Origin of the sequence: Pseudomonas sp. JL3 (genome assembly GCF_031570575.1) — a bacterium.
Taxonomy (GTDB): Bacteria; Pseudomonadota; Gammaproteobacteria; order Pseudomonadales; family Pseudomonadaceae; genus Aquipseudomonas; species Aquipseudomonas cucumis.
Map to the genome: position 1 here is coordinate 35,197 of NZ_JAKWJK010000009.1, position 15,882 is coordinate 51,078.

Sequence of the window (15,882 nt, forward strand, 5' to 3'; positions counted from 1 at the left end):
TCAGACCGGTCGCTTGGTGCGCATCAGCTTCACGTACAAGCGTTCAACTTTCTCCCGCGCCCATGGGGTTTTGCGCAGGAACGTCAGGCTCGACTTGATACTCGGGTCACTCTTGAAACAGCGGATATCGATGCGCTCGGCCAGCCCCGACCATTCGTAATGTTCAACCAGGGCGTTGAGGATCTGTTCCAGCGTCACGCCGTGCAGCGGGTTGGTGTTCTGTTCGGTCATGCCGGGCCTTTGATCGATGAAAGGATGAGAAGCCGCGCACCTTAGCGGAGGCTTTCGTCCGGTGGAAGGGCTCCGGACAGAGGCATTCGTCAGATGCTGAATTAACTGTAGGCGAGTTGGCCATCATCTGAGGAACAAAACGTCAGTAGATAGCGCCTGGGCTCAGTAATAACGACGCGGGTCCGAATCGATCAGGCTGGCCAGCTTGGTCAGGGCAAACCGCAATTCGTCCTGGCTGGTGGGCGACATCAACACCAGTCGCACGCAGCGCGTAATGCCGCTACGTTCGGCCTGGAACTGGGTACCGCTGAGGACTAGCACGCCGTTGGCACGGGCCAGCATGGTGAATTCGTCGCTGGTCCAGGGCTCGGGCAACGTCAACCAGACGTGGTAGGAATACGGCTGGGTCTTGAGCTCGAAATTGGCGAAGATTTCCTGAGCGATCGCCTGCCGCCCAGCCGCTTCGTTGCGCTGAATACGGATCAGCTTTTTATCCAGCCCCTCGGTGATCACATTGCTGGCCAACTGAGCGGTCAATGGCGACGGCATCCAGACGCTGCTGCGCACCATGGAGGTCAGGCGCGACAGCAGTTTCGGCGGGCTGTAGAGATAGCCAATCCGCAAGGCCGGCATGACCGACTTCGACAGACTGGTCAGGTACACCGAACGATCCGGGGCAAACGCCGACAGCGGTTTGATCGACGGGTCGGTGGCCAGAAAACCGTAGATGTCATCGTCCAGGATGATGAAGTCGAACTCCTCGGCCAATGCCGCGATTTGTGCCCGACGTTTTTGCGACATGATCGCGGCCGTCGGATTCTGACAGGTCGCCACACAGACAAGCATCGCCGGTTTCTCACGCTGGCACAGTTCGCGCAGCGCTTCGGGAATGATCCCTTCATCGTCCATTGGTACGCCACGCAGGCGTCGTTCCAGTCCATGGGCAAGGGAAATGATGCCGGGGTAACAGAGCTCCTCGCAGAGCACCAGATCACCGGCGTTGGTCAACGCACTCATCGCGACCATCAAACCATGCTGTGCGCCGGCGGTGATCACCACTTGCTGCCATTGCGCATCGGGCAACGAATGGCGCAGCCATTGCGCGCCCGCCTCGCGATGAGCCGGATGACCGCCATCGGGTGCGTAATCGAGGGCATGGGCAAAATCCGTGCTTTTGGCCATGCCCACCAAGGCTCCGCGCAACCAGTATTCCAGGGTTTCGCTGGAAGGCTTGATGATCGAAAGGTCCAGTAATTCAGACTGTCCCAGATTCAGCGAGACGGCGCTGTTGCTGGCCGGCAGTTCCAACTGCTTCTGGTTGAGCACATAAGTGCCACGCCCCACTTCCCCCTGCACCAGACGCCGCCGATGGGCTTCGCTATAGGCACGACTGATGGTACCGGGCGTGACATTCAGCGTGGTGGCCAGCTCCCGCAGGGTCGGCAGACGATCACCTTCGTTCAACACGCCGTTGCTGATATCGCGCGCCAACGCGTCGGCAATCGACAAATACATCGGCTGGTTGAATTCGCTTAGCTGAGGAACCCACATGAATGACCGCTACCATCGTAGAAATGATGAATATCCGAGCATATCACATGGTGGCTAGGCAACTAATAAATGGACTAAATCCATAAATTGAGTCGATTGATTCGGCGAATGAATCGAAAAGCATCTTTCACACAAAATATTTTTAAACCAATAAATATATTTATAAATCAATTAGTTATTTAAAAAAAATCTGACAAATACACCTTGATAACAAAAAAGCATCTCGTAACAACCCACCCACCTATTGAATCAACTCAATTCATTCAAATACACTCATATCGAATCGAAGCAATCGACTCAATCTCAATTCTGAATCACCGCGTGCCAGCCACGCCAAGTCGAGACATCATGGACACACTCAGAAAGGATCTATCCCTGTCAGCGGTCATTGCAGGCTTCATCGCCGTGATCATTTCCTATGCCGGCCCGCTGATCATCGTGTTTCAGGCAGCCCGGGAAGCGCACCTGCCCAATGATCAAGTGTCGTCCTGGATCTGGGCCATTTCCATCGGCAGTGGCATCACCGGTCTGTTATTGAGCTGGCGTTTGCGGATTCCGGTGATTACGGCGTGGTCGACACCGGGCGCGGCGTTGCTGGTGTCGATGCTGCCCACGGTCTCCCTGCCCGAGGCCATCGGCGCCTATGTGGTGGCTTCGGTGATTATTGCGGTGGTCGGCCTGTCCGGTGCGTTCGACAAACTGATGAGTCGCCTGCCAAAAGCCATCGCCGCCGCCATGCTCGCCGGCATCCTGTTTCGTTTCGGCGCCGAACTCTTCACCTCGATCAAGCTGCAGCCGAGCCTGGTGCTGTCAATGATCGCGGCGTACCTGCTGTTTAAGCGCTTTTCACCGCGCTACGCCATCCTGTCGGTATTGATTGTCGGCTGCGTCGTGGCCGCCTCGTTCGGTGCACTCAACACCGGTTCGATCACCATCGATCTCGCTCACCCGATCTTCATCGCCCCGCAGTGGAGCTGGCACGCGATCATCAATATCGGCCTGCCGCTGGCCCTCGTCACCCTGACCGGGCAGTACGTGCCGGGCATGGCGGTGTTGCGTACCTCGGGCTACAACACCCCCGCGCGCTCGATCATTTCGGTCACGGCCATCGGTTCAATTTTGATGGCGCCATTCGGCTCCCATGGCTTAAACCTGGCGGCCATCACCGCCGCTATCTGCACCGGCCGCGAAGCCCATGAAGACCGTGACAAGCGTTACATCGCCGGGATCGCCTGCGGAGTGTTCTACATTTTGATGGGCATCTTCGGCGCGACCCTGGCTTCGGTGTTTTTTGCCTTGCCCAAAGAGCTGATTGCCTCCCTCGCCGGCCTGGCCCTGTTCGGGGCGATCAGCGCCGGGCTGACCGGCGCCATGGCTGACGAGAAACAACGTGAAGCGGCGCTGATCACCTTCCTGGTCACCGCCTCGGGCATGAGTTTCCTGGGGCTGGCCGCTGCATTCTGGGGGCTGATCTTCGGGCTCGTGGCACATTTCGTACTGACCTACACCCGGGAAAGCAAAGCCAGCACCGTTGCCGAGGGCAGCCGACCATGACCGTTCGTTACGACTTCATCGTGGTCGGCGGCGGGATTGCCGGGGTATCCGCCGCCTATGAACTGGCGGCTCACGGCAGCGTTTGCCTGCTTGAACGCGAACCACAACTGGCCTACCACACCACCGGGCGTTCAGCGGCGATCTCCATGGAAAGCTACGGCAACCAGCAGATCCGCTCGCTGACCTGTGCCTCCCGGAGCTTTTTCGAGAGTCCGCCCGAGGGGCTCGCCGAACATCCATTGTGGGCACCACGGGGTGCGCTGATCGTGGCCCAGGCGGCACGTGTGGATAAGTTGGCCGCCCGTTTCACCGCGATTCTAGGGCAGGTGCCAACGGCGCAGCTCCTAGACGAGAAACAAGTCCTTGAGCTGGTGCCTTACTTGGCAGAGGGCGCGTGGAGCGCAGGGATTTTCGAGCCCAGCGCCTTCGATCTGGATGTACACGGCATTCATGGCGCCTATCTTCGCGGCCTGCGCGCCCGCGGTGGTGTAGTCAGACGTGAAGCCGAGGTGCTGCGCGGCCAGTACCGGGCCGGTCACTGGACTTTGCACACCCAGGATGGCCAGCACCTCGAGACCGCGATTGTGGTCAACGCCGCTGGCGCCTGGGCCGATGAATTGGCCGAGCGCTGCGGTTTGCCGAAGGTAGGTGTGCGGCCACTGCGCCGCACGGTGCTGGCGGTCGATCCGCAATGCGATGTGCACCACACGCCCTACCTAGGAACGGTCGACGAAGACATTTTCATCAAGCCGGAAGCCGGGCGCCTGATCGTTTCGCCTTGCGATGAAAGCCCGTCGTTGCCTTGCGATGCCCTGCCGGATGAACTCGACCTGGCCATCACCATGGAGCGCCTGCAAAGCACCACGCGGCTGCGCCCTTGCTCGATCATCAACAAATGGGCAGGCCTGCGCACCTTTGTTGCCGACCGTTCGCCGGTATTGGGCCAGGATCCGTTGCAGGAAAGTTTCATCTGGCTTGCCGCACTGGGCGGCTATGGCATTCAGGCCGCACCGGCCATTGCCCGGTTGTGCAGCCACGCCGCGCTGGGCAGCGCGATGCCGTCCGACCTGGCGGCCCTGCACCTCAACTACCAGCATTTTTCCCCGGCGCGTTGCCGCGACGAGGAATTCTCGGCCCTGTCCGTGCGACAGGTTGCCGATTTGCACTAACCCCTCAACCCACTAACAAGGATCGTCATCATGCAGACCAACGCTCAACTCCAGCCCTTGACCAAACCTTTCCTGGGCGAGGAAAACGTCATCTTCACCGACAAGGCCCCGCTGCCCCTGGGCACTTACTCCCAAGGCATCAAGGTCAGTCACGGGCAGACCATCTACCTGTCGGCACAGACTCCGGTCTCGGTGCTGAACAATGAAGTGCTGGCTCAGGATTTCGAAGGGCAACTGCGTCAGACCCTGGACAATCTGGCGCAGATGGCCGAAGCCGCGGGCGGCACCCTGGCGAACGTGGTCAAGGTCACCGCGTTCATCACGGACCTGAGCGAGTTCCCGACCCTGAACCGGGTCATGGAAGAGTACTTCACCCAGCCTTATCCAGCCCGCACCACCGCCGGTGCCAGCGCCCTGGCGCGCAATACCCTGGTCGCCATCGACGCCATCATGGTGGTCTGAAAAAGCCTTCAGACAGCGAAGAGCCCGTCGGTCCGGCGCATCGGAGTGATCCGTGGTTCTGCGCCGAACCGGCGTTGTCAGGGAAGCGTACTTTCAAGGGTTGGCCATGAAGAAGTCTTACAGAGAGTATGTATTGCAGTGCCTGGCTTGCGAACGCCGCTACCAGCCACATGACGTCAGTTACTACTGCCCCCATTGCAAAATCGATGGCGCTCTCGATGCGCTCTACGATTACCCGACACTGGCGCGCGAATGGTCAAGGGACAGCCTGGCCCACGACCACGCCCGGGGAATGTGGCGTTATGACCGGCTGATGCCGCTGAAATCCACGCAGTTCATTCCGCCATTACTGGTGGGTAACACGCCGTTGTATTCACGCCCCGAATTGCTCGGCAGAAACGCGCCAATCAAGGTATTCATCAAGGATGAATCCCGACAACCTACCGGCTCATTGAAGGATCGCGCCAGCGCCCTGGCTGTAGCCCACGCGATGCAAACCGGTGCGCGCACCGTCGCCGTCGCCAGCACTGGCAACGCCGCCTCGGCGCTGGCCGGAATGAGCGCGAGCCTAGGTCTGCGCAACGTGATTTACCTGCCAAAAGATGCTCCCCGCGAGAAACTCGCACAAATGCAGGGCTATGGCGCCGAGATCGTACTGGTCGAGGGGCAATACGACGAAGCGTTCGAACAATGCTTCGACGCCTGCGAAACCCATGGTTGGTATAACCGCACCACCGGCATCAATTCGTACATGAGCGAAGGCAAGAAAACCGTGGCTTTCGAGATGTGCGAACAGCTCGCCTGGCAGGTCCCGGACCTGGTGTTTGTCCCTGTCGGCAATGGCTGCATCCTGGGCTCGGTGTACAAAGGCTTCTTCGATCTGCTGCAACTGGGCTGGATTGAGCGCATGCCACGGCTGATCGGCGTACAGGCGCAAAACAGCAATTTCATGTATCGGGCCTGGCGCAGCGACCAGCCGATACAGCAGACCGAACGCATTACGCCCACCAGCCTCGCCAGCAGCATCAACGTGGCACTGCCACGCGATCGTATCAAGGCCTTGCGCGCGGTAACGGCCAGCGAGGGCGAGTTCATCTGTGTCAGTGACCCGAGCATTGTCGCAGCGGCATCGAAACTGGCCGCCAGCACCGGCGTTTTCCCCGAAGCCGGGGCCGCCAGCGCCTTCGCCGGCCTGCTCAAGTACGCCGAAGAACACCTCGACACGCCGCAGACCGCCGTGGTGCTGATCACGGGCAGCGGCCTGAAAGACACGTCCATTTTTCTTTCCGACACCAGCAAAAGCCAGTCACGGGTGTTGCCGCATCACGCGCCAGCCCCCTTGGCCGAAGTACTTATTTAAAGGAAGACTCCATGAGCCTGCAGAATTTAGACCCCACCCTCGCTCGCCTGATCGGCCGCGAACGCAACCGCCAGGAAACCCACCTGGAGCTGATCGCCTCGGAAAACTACGTCAGCGAAGAAGTGCTGGAAGCTCAAGGTTCGGTACTGACCAACAAGTACGCCGAAGGTTACCCGGGCAAGCGCTATTACGGTGGCTGTAAAGTGGTCGACGAGATTGAAAGCCTCGCCATCGAACGTGCCTGCAAACTGTTTGGTAGCGAATATGCCAACGTCCAGCCGCACTCCGGCTCCCAGGCCAACCAGGCCGTGTTTCTCGCTGTGCTCAACCCTGGCGACACGATTCTGGGAATGTCCCTGGCCGATGGCGGCCACTTGACCCATGGCGCCTCGGTAAACTTCTCCGGCAAATTCTACACCGCGTACTCTTACGGCCTGGAAAAACACAACGAAACCCTCGACTACGCCGAGATGGAAGCCCTGGCCCGGGAACATCGGCCGAAAATGATCATTGCCGGTGCCTCGGCGTATTCCAGGACCATCGACTTCCAGCGCTTTCGCAATATCTGCGATGAAATCGGGGCATACCTGATGGTTGACATGGCGCACTACGCCGGACTGATCGCAGCCGGCTTGTATCCCTCGCCGGTCGGCATTGCCGACTTCGTCACCTCGACCACTCATAAAACGCTACGCGGCCCACGGGGCGGACTGATCCTGGCTAAACGCGAACACGCGGCGTTGCTCGACAAGACAATATTCCCGGTCTATCAGGGTGGACCTCTGATGCACGTTATCGCCGCCAAGGCCGCGGCGTTCAACGAAGCCCTCGGTGATGAGTTCAAGCACTATCAGCAACGCGTCATCGACAACGCCAGGACCATGGCGAACATCCTTACTCGACGGGGCCTGCGGGTGGTGTCAGGTGGCACCGACTGCCACATGTTCCTGCTCGATCTGCGCGCCAAGAACATCACCGGAAAAGATGCCGAGGCGTTGCTCGAGAGCGCCCATATCACCTTGAACAAGAACGCGATCCCCGACGATCCGCAAAAACCTGCGATCACCAGCGGCATTCGCATCGGCACACCCGCCCTGACCACGCGCGGCTTCGGCGAAGCCGAATGCGCCGAAGTGGCTAACCTGATTGCCGACCTGCTTGAGCAACCGACCAATGCGGCGCTGCTGGACAATGTCCGTCGACGGGTGATGCATTTGTGTGAATGTTTCCCGGTCTATCTGTTGAATTAACGGCACGGAAATATAACGGGCGGACGCTTCAGTCCGCCTTTTTTTTGGCACCATCGGACACTGCGGCGACCGGTCGCAGCCGACTATTACCAAATCCGAAATGATCCATGTCAGTAAAAGCCCTTTCTCTATGTGTAACAGAACATTATCCTTACGCCCGTCCAGCTGAAACGCTTCTCCCCCGCTGCGTTCAGTCCCCCCCCTTTTAGAAAAAGACCAAGAATTCCTTCTCTATGCCTGATTTTCAAACTCCGCGAGACAGCGCTGTCTTACTCCCTGTGGCCAGTCGAAAAGCTCTCAACCTGATTGGTGGATTCACCGCACTGGGCCTCGCCACCTGCACCCAGGCTGCACCCGCCTTCGACAGCGATTCGCCGTGGATGCTCGGTGACTGGAACGGCACGCGCACCGAGCTTTCGGAAAAAGGCTACGACTTCAAGGTCGATTACACCGGTGAAATGGGCAGCAATCTGCACGGTGGCTACGACCATGACCGCACCGCGCGCTACAGCGACCAGTTCGGCTTTGGCACCCACCTGGACTTGCAGAAGATTCTCGGCTGGGACGACGCTGAATTTCAGCTGACCATCACCGAGCGCAATGGCAACAACATCAGCAACGACCGGATCAACGATCCGCGTGTCGGCGGTTTCACCTCGGCTCAGGAAGTCTGGGGCCGCGGCCAGACCTGGCGCTTGACGCAGATGTGGTATCAGCAGAAATTCTTCGATCAGAAGCTCGATATCAAAGTCGGCCGCTTCGGCGAGGGTGAAGACTTCAACAGCTTCCCCTGCGACTTCCAGAACCTGGCGTTCTGCGGCTCCCAGGTCGGTAACTGGGTGGGCGACATCTGGTACAACTGGCCGGTCAGCCAGTGGGCGATGCGGGTCAAATATCACCTGACGCCGGAGTTGTACGCGCAGGTTGGTGCCTACGAGCAGAACCCGTCCAATCTGGATCGGGACAACGGTTTCAAGCTCAGCGGCAGCGGCACTCAGGGCGCGATCCTGCCGGTGGAACTGGTCTGGACTCCGAAATTCAATGGCCTGCCGGGTGAATACCGCGCCGGTTACTACTACAGCAACGCCAAGGCCACCGACGTCTACAAGGACAGCAACGGCCAGCCGGCAGCACTGAGTGGCGAGGCTTACCGCAGCGCATCGAGCAAGCATGGCGTGTGGCTCGGTATACAGCAGCAACTGACCAGCCGCGCCAGTGACAACTCTCGGGGCCTGAGCGTGTTCGCCAACGCCACGATGCACGACAAAAAGACCAACGCCATCGATAACTACGTCCAGGCTGGCGTCGTCTACAAGGGCTTGTTCGATGCCCGCGCCCGGGACGACATCGGTTTCGCCCTGGCCCGTGTCCACGTCAACCCGGCCTACCGCAAGAACGCCGAGGCCACCAATCAGGCCCGCGCCGTCTTCGACTACGACGACCCGTCGTTCCTGCCACCGCAAGACACCGAATACAGCGCCGAACTCTATTACGGCGTGCACGTCACGAACTGGCTGACCGTGCGCCCGAACCTGCAATACATCCGCCACCCCGGTGGCGTGGACAAGGTCGATGACGCGCTGATTGGCGGGATCAAGATCCAGTCGTCGTTCTAATTAAAACCACAAGACCTGTGGGAGCTGGCTTGCCTGCTCCCACAGGGATTGCATCAACCGCACACCTTTCTCAACTGAACCATGCCCGCGCCAGATCGTCATCTACAGTGAACTTGCGCAGGACTACTTAAAACGTCACGGAGAACCACACTATGAGCGCTGATGGTGCTTTCAGTCGAAGCCGTCTGCTGCCGAGCCTGCTCGGTATCGTGCTTCTACTAATGGGCCTGGCCTTGCTGGCCGGGGGGATCAAGCTGAGCATGCTCGGCGGCTCGCTGTATTACCTGTTGGCCGGTATCGGCCTGATGCTGACCGGCGGGCTGCTGCTGGCCGACCGTTATGCAGCGCTGAGCCTGTACGCGGTGGTGCTGTTCGCCAGTACGGTCTGGGCACTGTGGGAAGTTGGCCTGGACTGGTGGCAATTGGTGCCACGTCTGGCGCTGCTCTTTGCCCTCGGTATCGTCATGCTGCTGCCATGGTTTCGTCGCCCGTTGCGTACCGGCGAGTTCAACCCGGTCGGCACCGGTGTGCTGAGTGCTGCTGTGGTCATCGCCGGTATCGCCGCGCTGGCCAGCCTGTTCACCAACCCCGGTGAAATCAAAGGCGAACTGGATCGTGACGCCGTACCTGGCATGACCAATACCGCCCCGGCCATGCCCGATGGTGACTGGAACTCCTACGGCCGCAGCGCCCATGGCGATCGTTACTCGCCACTGGCGCAGATCACCCCGCAGAACGTCAGCAAACTGGTACCCGCCTGGACCTACCGCACCGGCGACCTGCCGGGCCCGAATGACCCGGGCGAAACCACCGCCGAAAACACCCCGCTCAAAGCCAACGGCATGCTTTATGTCTGCACGCCGCACAGCCAGGTGATCGCGCTGGACCCGGACACCGGCAAGGAACTCTGGCGTTTCGACCCGAAGCTCTCCACGCAAAACGCGGCGAACTTCAAGGGTTGGGCGCACATGACCTGCCGTGGCGTGACCTATCACGATGACGCCGCCTACGCGTCCGAGCAGAGCCCGACCGGCACTGCCAACGCGCCAGTGGCCAGCGTCTGCCCGCGCCGGATCTTCCTGCCGACCGCCGACACCCGTCTGATCGCCCTGAACGCCGACACCGGCAAAATGTGCGAAGACTTCGGCAACGGTGGCCAGGTTGACCTGACGACCAACATCGGTGAATTCACCGCCGGCGGTTATTACTCCACATCTCCACCGGCGGTCACCAAAGACCTGGTGGTGATTGGCGGCCACGTGACCGACAACGTTTCCATTGACGAGCCAAGCGGTGTGATCCGCGCGTTCGACGTGCACACCGGCAAACTGGTGTGGAACTGGGACAGCGGCAACCCGGACGACACCACGCCGATTGCCGAAGGCAAGGTCTACACCCGCAACTCGCCGAACATGTGGTCCATCTTCAGCGTCGACGAAAAACTCGGCATGATCTACCTGCCGATGGGCAACCAGACCCCGGATCAGTTCGGGGGCGCGCGTACCCCTGAATCGGAACTGCACGCCGCCGGCCTGACCGCGCTGGACATCGCCACCGGCAAAGTGCGCTGGCACTTCCAGTTCACCCACCATGACCTGTGGGACATGGACGTCGGTGGCCAGCCAACCCTGATGGACCTGAAAACCGCAGACGGTGTGAAACCGGCGGTGCTGGCGTCCACCAAGCAAGGCAGCATCTACGTGCTGGACCGCAGCAATGGTCAGCCGATCGTGCCGATCAAGGAAATCCCGGTGCCGCAAGGCGCGGTGGAAGGCGACTACACTTCGCCGACCCAACCGATGTCCGACCTGAACTTCGTGCCGCCGACCCTCAAGGAACGCGACATGTGGGGCGTGACCCCGTTCGATCAGATGCTGTGCCGGATCGACTTCAAATCCCTGCGTTACGACGGCATGTTCACCCCGCCATCGCTGCAAGGCTCGATCGTTTATCCCGGTAACTTCGGCGTGTTCGACTGGGGCGGCATCTCGGTTGACCCGGTGCGTCAGATTGCTTTCGTGAACCCGAGCTACATGGCGTTCAAATCGAAACTGATCCCGGCCGCCGAAATCGCCAAACAAGGCCCTCGCGTCAGCGAAACCGAAGGCGTGCAACCCAACAAAGGCGCGCCTTATGGCGTGATCCTCGAAGCCCTGCTGTCGCCAATGGGCCTGCCGTGCCAGGCACCGGCCTGGGGTTACGTGGCGGCGGTCGATTTGACCACCAACAAAACCATCTGGATGCACAAGAACGGCACCGTGCGCGACAGCTCGCCGGTTCCAATCCCTCTGAGCATGGGCGTACCGAGCCTGGGCGGCGCCTTCACCACCGCCAGTGGCGTGGCCTTCCTGAGCGGCACCCTCGACCAGTACCTGCGCGCCTACGACGTGAAAAACGGCAAGCAACTGTGGGAAGGCCGCCTGCCAGCTGGCGCGCAAACCACACCGATGACCTACACCGGTAAAGACGGCAAGCAATACGTGCTCGTTGTTGCGGGTGGTCATGGATCGCTGGGCACCAAGCAAGGTGACTATGTGATTGCGTACAAACTGTCGGAATAAGCGGTAACGGCAGTTAAAGCAAAGGCGACTCCTGTGAGGGGGTCGCCTTTTTTGTGGGCGCTGCAATCCCCGCCCCCCTGTAGGAGCGAGACTTGCCCGCTCCCATTAATAGAGCGGCGTACACCCGCCCCTCACCACTCAACAGGTCGAGCGTTAGTTCGCCTGCAGCTCTTGATCTTGATTCACCCGCCCCAACCAAAGCATGGTCGGCCCGAAGGCCGCCAACACCTGTCAAAACCCTGAACACACACGCTGAAATATCCCGGCCCATTGAAACCACCCCCCACCTGCCCCATCTAAGACCCATATCCTATTGCGCAGGTGCCCCATGACCGACCAGCAAGAATTCCCCGAAGACACGAGCGAATACGCCGAAACAGACAACGTCGAACACCACCCCACCGGCAAAGGCCTCGCCCTGCCTGGCCAGAACCTGCCGGACAAGGTCTACATCATCCCGATCCACAACCGGCCCTTCTTCCCGGCGCAAGTACTGCCGGTGATCGTCAACGAAGAGCCGTGGGCCGAAACCCTCGAACTGGTGAGCCAATCCGACCACCATTCCCTGGCCCTGTTCTTCATGGACACCCCCCAGGAAGATCCGCGCCACTTCGATACCAAAGCCCTGCCGGAATACGGCACTCTGGTCAAAGTCCATCACGCCAGTCGCGAAAACGGCAAACTGCAATTCGTCGCTCAAGGGCTGACCCGCGTACGCATCAAAGCCTGGCTCAAACACCATCGCCCGCCGTACCTGGTGGAAGTCGAATACCCGCACCAGCCCACCGAGCCGACCGACGAGGTCAAGGCCTACGGCATGGCGCTGATCAACGCGATCAAGGAACTGCTGCCGCTCAACCCTCTGTACAGCGAAGAGCTGAAAAACTACCTCAACCGCTTCAGCCCCAACGATCCGTCGCCGCTGACCGACTTCGCTGCCGCCCTGACCTCGGCCACGGGGAGCGAGCTGCAAGAAGTGCTCGACTGCGTGCCGATGCTCAAGCGCATGGAAAAAGTCCTGCCGATGCTGCGCAAGGAAGTCGAAGTCGCGCGTCTGCAGAAAGAGATCTCCGCCGAAGTTAACCGCAAGATCGGCGAGCATCAGCGCGAGTTCTTCCTCAAGGAACAACTCAAGGTCATCCAGCAAGAGCTGGGCCTGACCAAGGACGATCGCAGCGCCGACATCGAGCAGTTCGAGCAACGTCTGACGGGCAAGGTGTTGCCGCCCCAGGCGCAGAAACGCATCGAAGAGGAAATGAACAAACTGTCGATCCTCGAGACCGGTTCACCGGAATACGCAGTGACCCGCAACTACCTCGACTGGGCGACCTCGGTGCCATGGGGCGTGTACGGCGAGGACAAACTCGACCTCAAGCACGCGCGCAAGGTGCTGGACAAACACCACGCAGGCCTCGACGACATCAAGGACCGCATCCTCGAATTCCTCGCGGTCGGTGCTTATAAAGGCGAGATCAGCGGCTCCATCGTGTTGCTGGTGGGCCCACCGGGCGTGGGCAAGACCAGTGTCGGCAAATCCATCGCCGAAACCCTTGGCCGGCCGTTCTATCGCTTCAGCGTTGGCGGCATGCGCGACGAAGCCGAGATCAAGGGCCATCGCCGCACTTACATCGGTGCACAACCGGGCAAACTCGTCCACGCGTTGAAAGACGTTGAAGTGATGAACCCGGTGATCATGCTCGACGAGATCGACAAAATGGGCCAGAGCTACCAGGGCGACCCCGCCTCGGCGCTGCTGGAAACCCTCGATCCGGAACAGAACGTCGAATTCCTCGACCATTACCTGGATCTGCGCCTGGACCTGTCGAAAGTGCTGTTCGTCTGCACCGCCAACACCCTGGATTCAATACCCGGCCCGTTACTGGACCGGATGGAAGTGATTCGCCTGTCGGGCTACATCACCGAAGAGAAAGTCGCCATCGCCAAACGTCACCTGTGGCCGAAGCAGCTTGAGAAAGCCGGCGTGTCCAAAGGCAGCCTGAGCATCAGCGACAACGCATTGAAAGCCTTGATCGACGGCTACGCCCGTGAAGCCGGGGTGCGGCAGCTGGAAAAAAACCTCGGCAAACTGGTGCGCAAGGCCGTAATGAAGCTGATCGACGAGCCGAAAGCAGTGATCAAACTCGGCCCGAAAGACCTGGAGGCCTCACTCGGCCGACCGGTGTTCCGCAATGAGCAAGTATTGTCCGGTATAGGTGTTATCACCGGGCTGGCCTGGACCAGCATGGGCGGCGCGACCCTGCCGATCGAAGCCACGCGTATTCACACCCTCAACCGTGGTTTCAAACTCACCGGGCAACTGGGGGAGGTGATGAAAGAATCGGCAGAAATTGCCTACAGCTACGTCAGCTCCAATCTGAAGCAATTTGGCGGCGATCCGACGTTCTTCGACGAAGCCTTCGTTCACCTTCACGTACCGGAAGGCGCCACGCCGAAAGACGGCCCGAGCGCCGGCGTGACCATGGCCAGCGCCCTGCTCTCGCTCGCCCGCAACCAGCCACCGAAAAAAGGTGTGGCCATGACCGGTGAGCTGACGCTGACCGGGCATGTACTGCCGATTGGCGGCGTGCGTGAGAAGGTGATCGCGGCGCGGCGGCAGAAGATTTTCGAACTGATTCTGCCGGAAGCAAACCGCGGTAGCTTTGAAGAACTGCCCGAGTATCTGAAAGAAGGGATTACCGTGCACTTTGCCAAGCGCTTTGCGGATGTGGCGAAGATATTGTTCTGATAGTTAAGTAGTGCCTGCACCGCCGCCATCGCGGGCAAGCCCGCTCCCACAGTGATCCGGGGTGTTCACAAATCTTGTGTTCACCACAAAACCCTGTGGGAGCGGGCTTGCCCGCGAAGGCGTCGGCACTGACGACACCCTCCCTCACGGCCATCCCGGGCTGGCTGTCACACTTTGTCTCATCTTCAGTTATGCTCGCCGTTCGTCGTGAATGCCGGAGCCGCTGATCTTATGTCCCCCACCCGCCTGTTGATCCCCCTCGCCCTCGCCCTGCTGAGCGCTTGCGCCACGCAATCGAAACAGAACGTGACCGTGGAAAAACAAAGCGAATGCCCGGTGCAACTGAACAGCGGGCAAAACCTGATCCTGACCCTGCCCAGCAACCCGACCACGGGTTACCGCTGGGCGATTCAGGATTCGGCCGGTGGCGTGTTGCGCGCGCTCAGCCCCGAGGTTTACAGCAACCCGGAAGACGGCGGAGTCGTCGGCAGCGCCGGCCTCTCAACCTGGCGCTTCCAGGCCTTTGCCACCGGAACGGGTCGCTTGCGGCTGACTTACTCACAACCGTGGGCTCCGGAAGTACCAGCGGTGCAAACCTTCGACTGCGCCATCGCGGTTAACTGATCGTGGGCTGGCTGATTCTGGCGCTGATGGGCGCGGTGACCTTTCTCTATGGCCTCAGTGTGCATGCGACGCTGCTCTGCCTGCTGGTCAAACCGTTGCCAGTGTTGGCCCTGCTCGGCTGGTTGCACGATGCACCGCCCAGTGACTATCGGCGCTGGATCAGCCTGGGTTTGATTTTCTCCCTGGTTGGCGATGTGTTGCTGGCGTTGCCGCAAGATTTGTTCGTGTTTGGCCTTGGGGCGTTTTTGGTCGCGCATTTGGCGTATCTGAAGGCTTATTTGAGCGATTGCCGGCGTCTGGCGCTATTGCCGTTGATCATTGCGTTGAGCGTGGGAGCGGTGCTGCTGGGGATTCTGATTTCCAATGGCTTGGGACCGCTGCTGATCCCGGTGATCGTCTACGGGCTGGCCATCAGCGCCATGCTCTGGCGCGCGCTGGCCCGCCTCGGCACCGACGTGCCCCAACGCTCGGCGCTGCTGGCGGCGGCGGGCGCAGTGGCGTTTGTGTTTTCTGACAGCGTGATTGGCATTAACCGGTTTGTGATGCCATTCCATGCCGCGCCTTACGTGATCATCCTCAGCTATTGGCTGGGGCAATGGGGGATTGCGGCGTCGGCTTTTTCTCAATCAGTTCGCCGTCCTCTATAGATCGTTCCCACGCTCTGCGTGGGAATGCAGCCACGGACGCTCCGCGTCCCGCGTTGGATGTGACGCAGAGCGTCATGGGAGGCATTCCCACGCAGAGCGTGGGAACGATCA

Annotated in this window: 12 protein-coding genes; 10 read left to right on the forward strand and 2 right to left on the reverse strand. The window is 60.0% G+C overall.

All coding sequences use genetic code 11. The features are described 5' to 3' along the window. Together MMG91_RS16660 and MMG91_RS16665 are read right to left on the reverse strand one after the other, a co-directional pair. On the reverse strand, nucleotides 1-231 hold the full coding sequence (locus tag MMG91_RS16660) for a VF530 family DNA-binding protein (RefSeq protein WP_007941719.1): 231 nt from the start codon (nucleotides 229-231) through the stop codon (nucleotides 1-3). Nucleotides 232-393: 162 nt separating this feature from the next. After that, on the reverse strand, nucleotides 394-1,782 hold the full coding sequence (locus MMG91_RS16665) for a PLP-dependent aminotransferase family protein (protein WP_305503115.1): 1,389 nt from the start codon (nucleotides 1,780-1,782) through the stop codon (nucleotides 394-396). Between the two features lie 348 nt (nucleotides 1,783-2,130). Here MMG91_RS16665 and MMG91_RS16670 point away from each other — a divergent pair, with 348 nt between their 5' ends. The 10 genes from MMG91_RS16670 (at nucleotide 2,131) to MMG91_RS16715 (ending at nucleotide 15,771) form a co-directional block, all read left to right on the forward strand. After that, nucleotides 2,131-3,336, forward strand: a complete 1,206-nt coding sequence (locus MMG91_RS16670) for a benzoate/H(+) symporter BenE family transporter (protein ID WP_310660189.1) — start codon at nucleotides 2,131-2,133, stop codon at nucleotides 3,334-3,336. Further along, complete coding sequence (locus MMG91_RS16675; protein WP_310660190.1) at nucleotides 3,333-4,505, forward strand: FAD-dependent oxidoreductase; 1,173 nt, start codon at nucleotides 3,333-3,335, stop codon at nucleotides 4,503-4,505. Before MMG91_RS16670 ends, MMG91_RS16675 begins: the two co-directional genes overlap by 4 nt. 30 nt (nucleotides 4,506-4,535) lie before the next feature. Continuing rightward, entirely contained in the window at nucleotides 4,536-4,967 is a 432-nt protein-coding gene (locus tag MMG91_RS16680; RefSeq protein ID WP_310660191.1) for a Rid family detoxifying hydrolase, read from the forward strand. A 106-nt stretch (nucleotides 4,968-5,073) separates the two neighbouring features. Next, nucleotides 5,074-6,327 carry a threonine synthase gene (thrC, locus tag MMG91_RS16685; RefSeq protein WP_310660192.1) on the forward strand — a complete coding sequence of 418 codons (1,254 nt, stop codon included), beginning with the start codon at nucleotides 5,074-5,076 and terminating at the stop codon, nucleotides 6,325-6,327. Nucleotides 6,328-6,338: 11 nt separating this feature from the next. After that, a complete protein-coding gene (glyA, locus tag MMG91_RS16690; RefSeq protein ID WP_305503120.1) occupies nucleotides 6,339-7,577 on the forward strand; it encodes a serine hydroxymethyltransferase in 1,239 nt (412 codons plus the stop codon). Nucleotides 7,578-7,810: 233 nt separating this feature from the next. Then, nucleotides 7,811-9,193 carry a carbohydrate porin gene (locus tag MMG91_RS16695; RefSeq protein WP_310660193.1) on the forward strand — a complete coding sequence of 461 codons (1,383 nt, stop codon included), beginning with the start codon at nucleotides 7,811-7,813 and terminating at the stop codon, nucleotides 9,191-9,193. 152 nt (nucleotides 9,194-9,345) lie between these two features. After that, nucleotides 9,346-11,754, forward strand: a complete 2,409-nt coding sequence (locus tag MMG91_RS16700; protein WP_305446755.1) for a glucose/quinate/shikimate family membrane-bound PQQ-dependent dehydrogenase — start codon at nucleotides 9,346-9,348, stop codon at nucleotides 11,752-11,754. A 328-nt stretch (nucleotides 11,755-12,082) separates the two neighbouring features. Then, the gene (gene lon / locus MMG91_RS16705) at nucleotides 12,083-14,500 is read left to right on the forward strand and encodes an endopeptidase La (protein WP_305503126.1); all 2,418 of its coding nucleotides are present in this window, start codon (nucleotides 12,083-12,085) and stop codon (nucleotides 14,498-14,500) included. Between the two features lie 231 nt (nucleotides 14,501-14,731). Next, a complete protein-coding gene (locus tag MMG91_RS16710) occupies nucleotides 14,732-15,124 on the forward strand; it encodes a protease inhibitor I42 family protein (RefSeq protein WP_310660194.1) in 393 nt (130 codons plus the stop codon). Nucleotides 15,125-15,126: 2 nt separating this feature from the next. Beyond that, nucleotides 15,127-15,771: a lysoplasmalogenase gene (locus MMG91_RS16715; protein ID WP_305446759.1), complete on the forward strand. Its 645-nt coding sequence runs from the start codon at nucleotides 15,127-15,129 to the stop codon at nucleotides 15,769-15,771. Nucleotides 15,772-15,882 lie beyond the last annotated feature (111 nt).

What these genes read in the sequence shown, in the direction of transcription:
- MMG91_RS16660 (WP_007941719.1), bottom strand. Translation starts at nt 231, where the DNA reads ATGACCGAACAGAACACCAACCCGCTGCACGGCGTGACGCTGGAACAG.
- MMG91_RS16665 (WP_305503115.1), bottom strand. Translation starts at nt 1,782, where the DNA reads ATGTGGGTTCCTCAGCTAAGCGAATTCAACCAGCCGATGTATTTGTCG.
- MMG91_RS16670 (WP_310660189.1), top strand. Translation starts at nt 2,131, where the DNA reads ATGGACACACTCAGAAAGGATCTATCCCTGTCAGCGGTCATTGCAGGC.
- MMG91_RS16675 (WP_310660190.1), top strand. Translation starts at nt 3,333, where the DNA reads ATGACCGTTCGTTACGACTTCATCGTGGTCGGCGGCGGGATTGCCGGG.
- MMG91_RS16680 (WP_310660191.1), top strand. Translation starts at nt 4,536, where the DNA reads ATGCAGACCAACGCTCAACTCCAGCCCTTGACCAAACCTTTCCTGGGC.
- thrC (WP_310660192.1), top strand. Translation starts at nt 5,074, where the DNA reads ATGAAGAAGTCTTACAGAGAGTATGTATTGCAGTGCCTGGCTTGCGAA.
- glyA (WP_305503120.1), top strand. Translation starts at nt 6,339, where the DNA reads ATGAGCCTGCAGAATTTAGACCCCACCCTCGCTCGCCTGATCGGCCGC.
- MMG91_RS16695 (WP_310660193.1), top strand. Translation starts at nt 7,811, where the DNA reads ATGCCTGATTTTCAAACTCCGCGAGACAGCGCTGTCTTACTCCCTGTG.
- MMG91_RS16700 (WP_305446755.1), top strand. Translation starts at nt 9,346, where the DNA reads ATGAGCGCTGATGGTGCTTTCAGTCGAAGCCGTCTGCTGCCGAGCCTG.
- lon (WP_305503126.1), top strand. Translation starts at nt 12,083, where the DNA reads ATGACCGACCAGCAAGAATTCCCCGAAGACACGAGCGAATACGCCGAA.
- MMG91_RS16710 (WP_310660194.1), top strand. Translation starts at nt 14,732, where the DNA reads ATGTCCCCCACCCGCCTGTTGATCCCCCTCGCCCTCGCCCTGCTGAGC.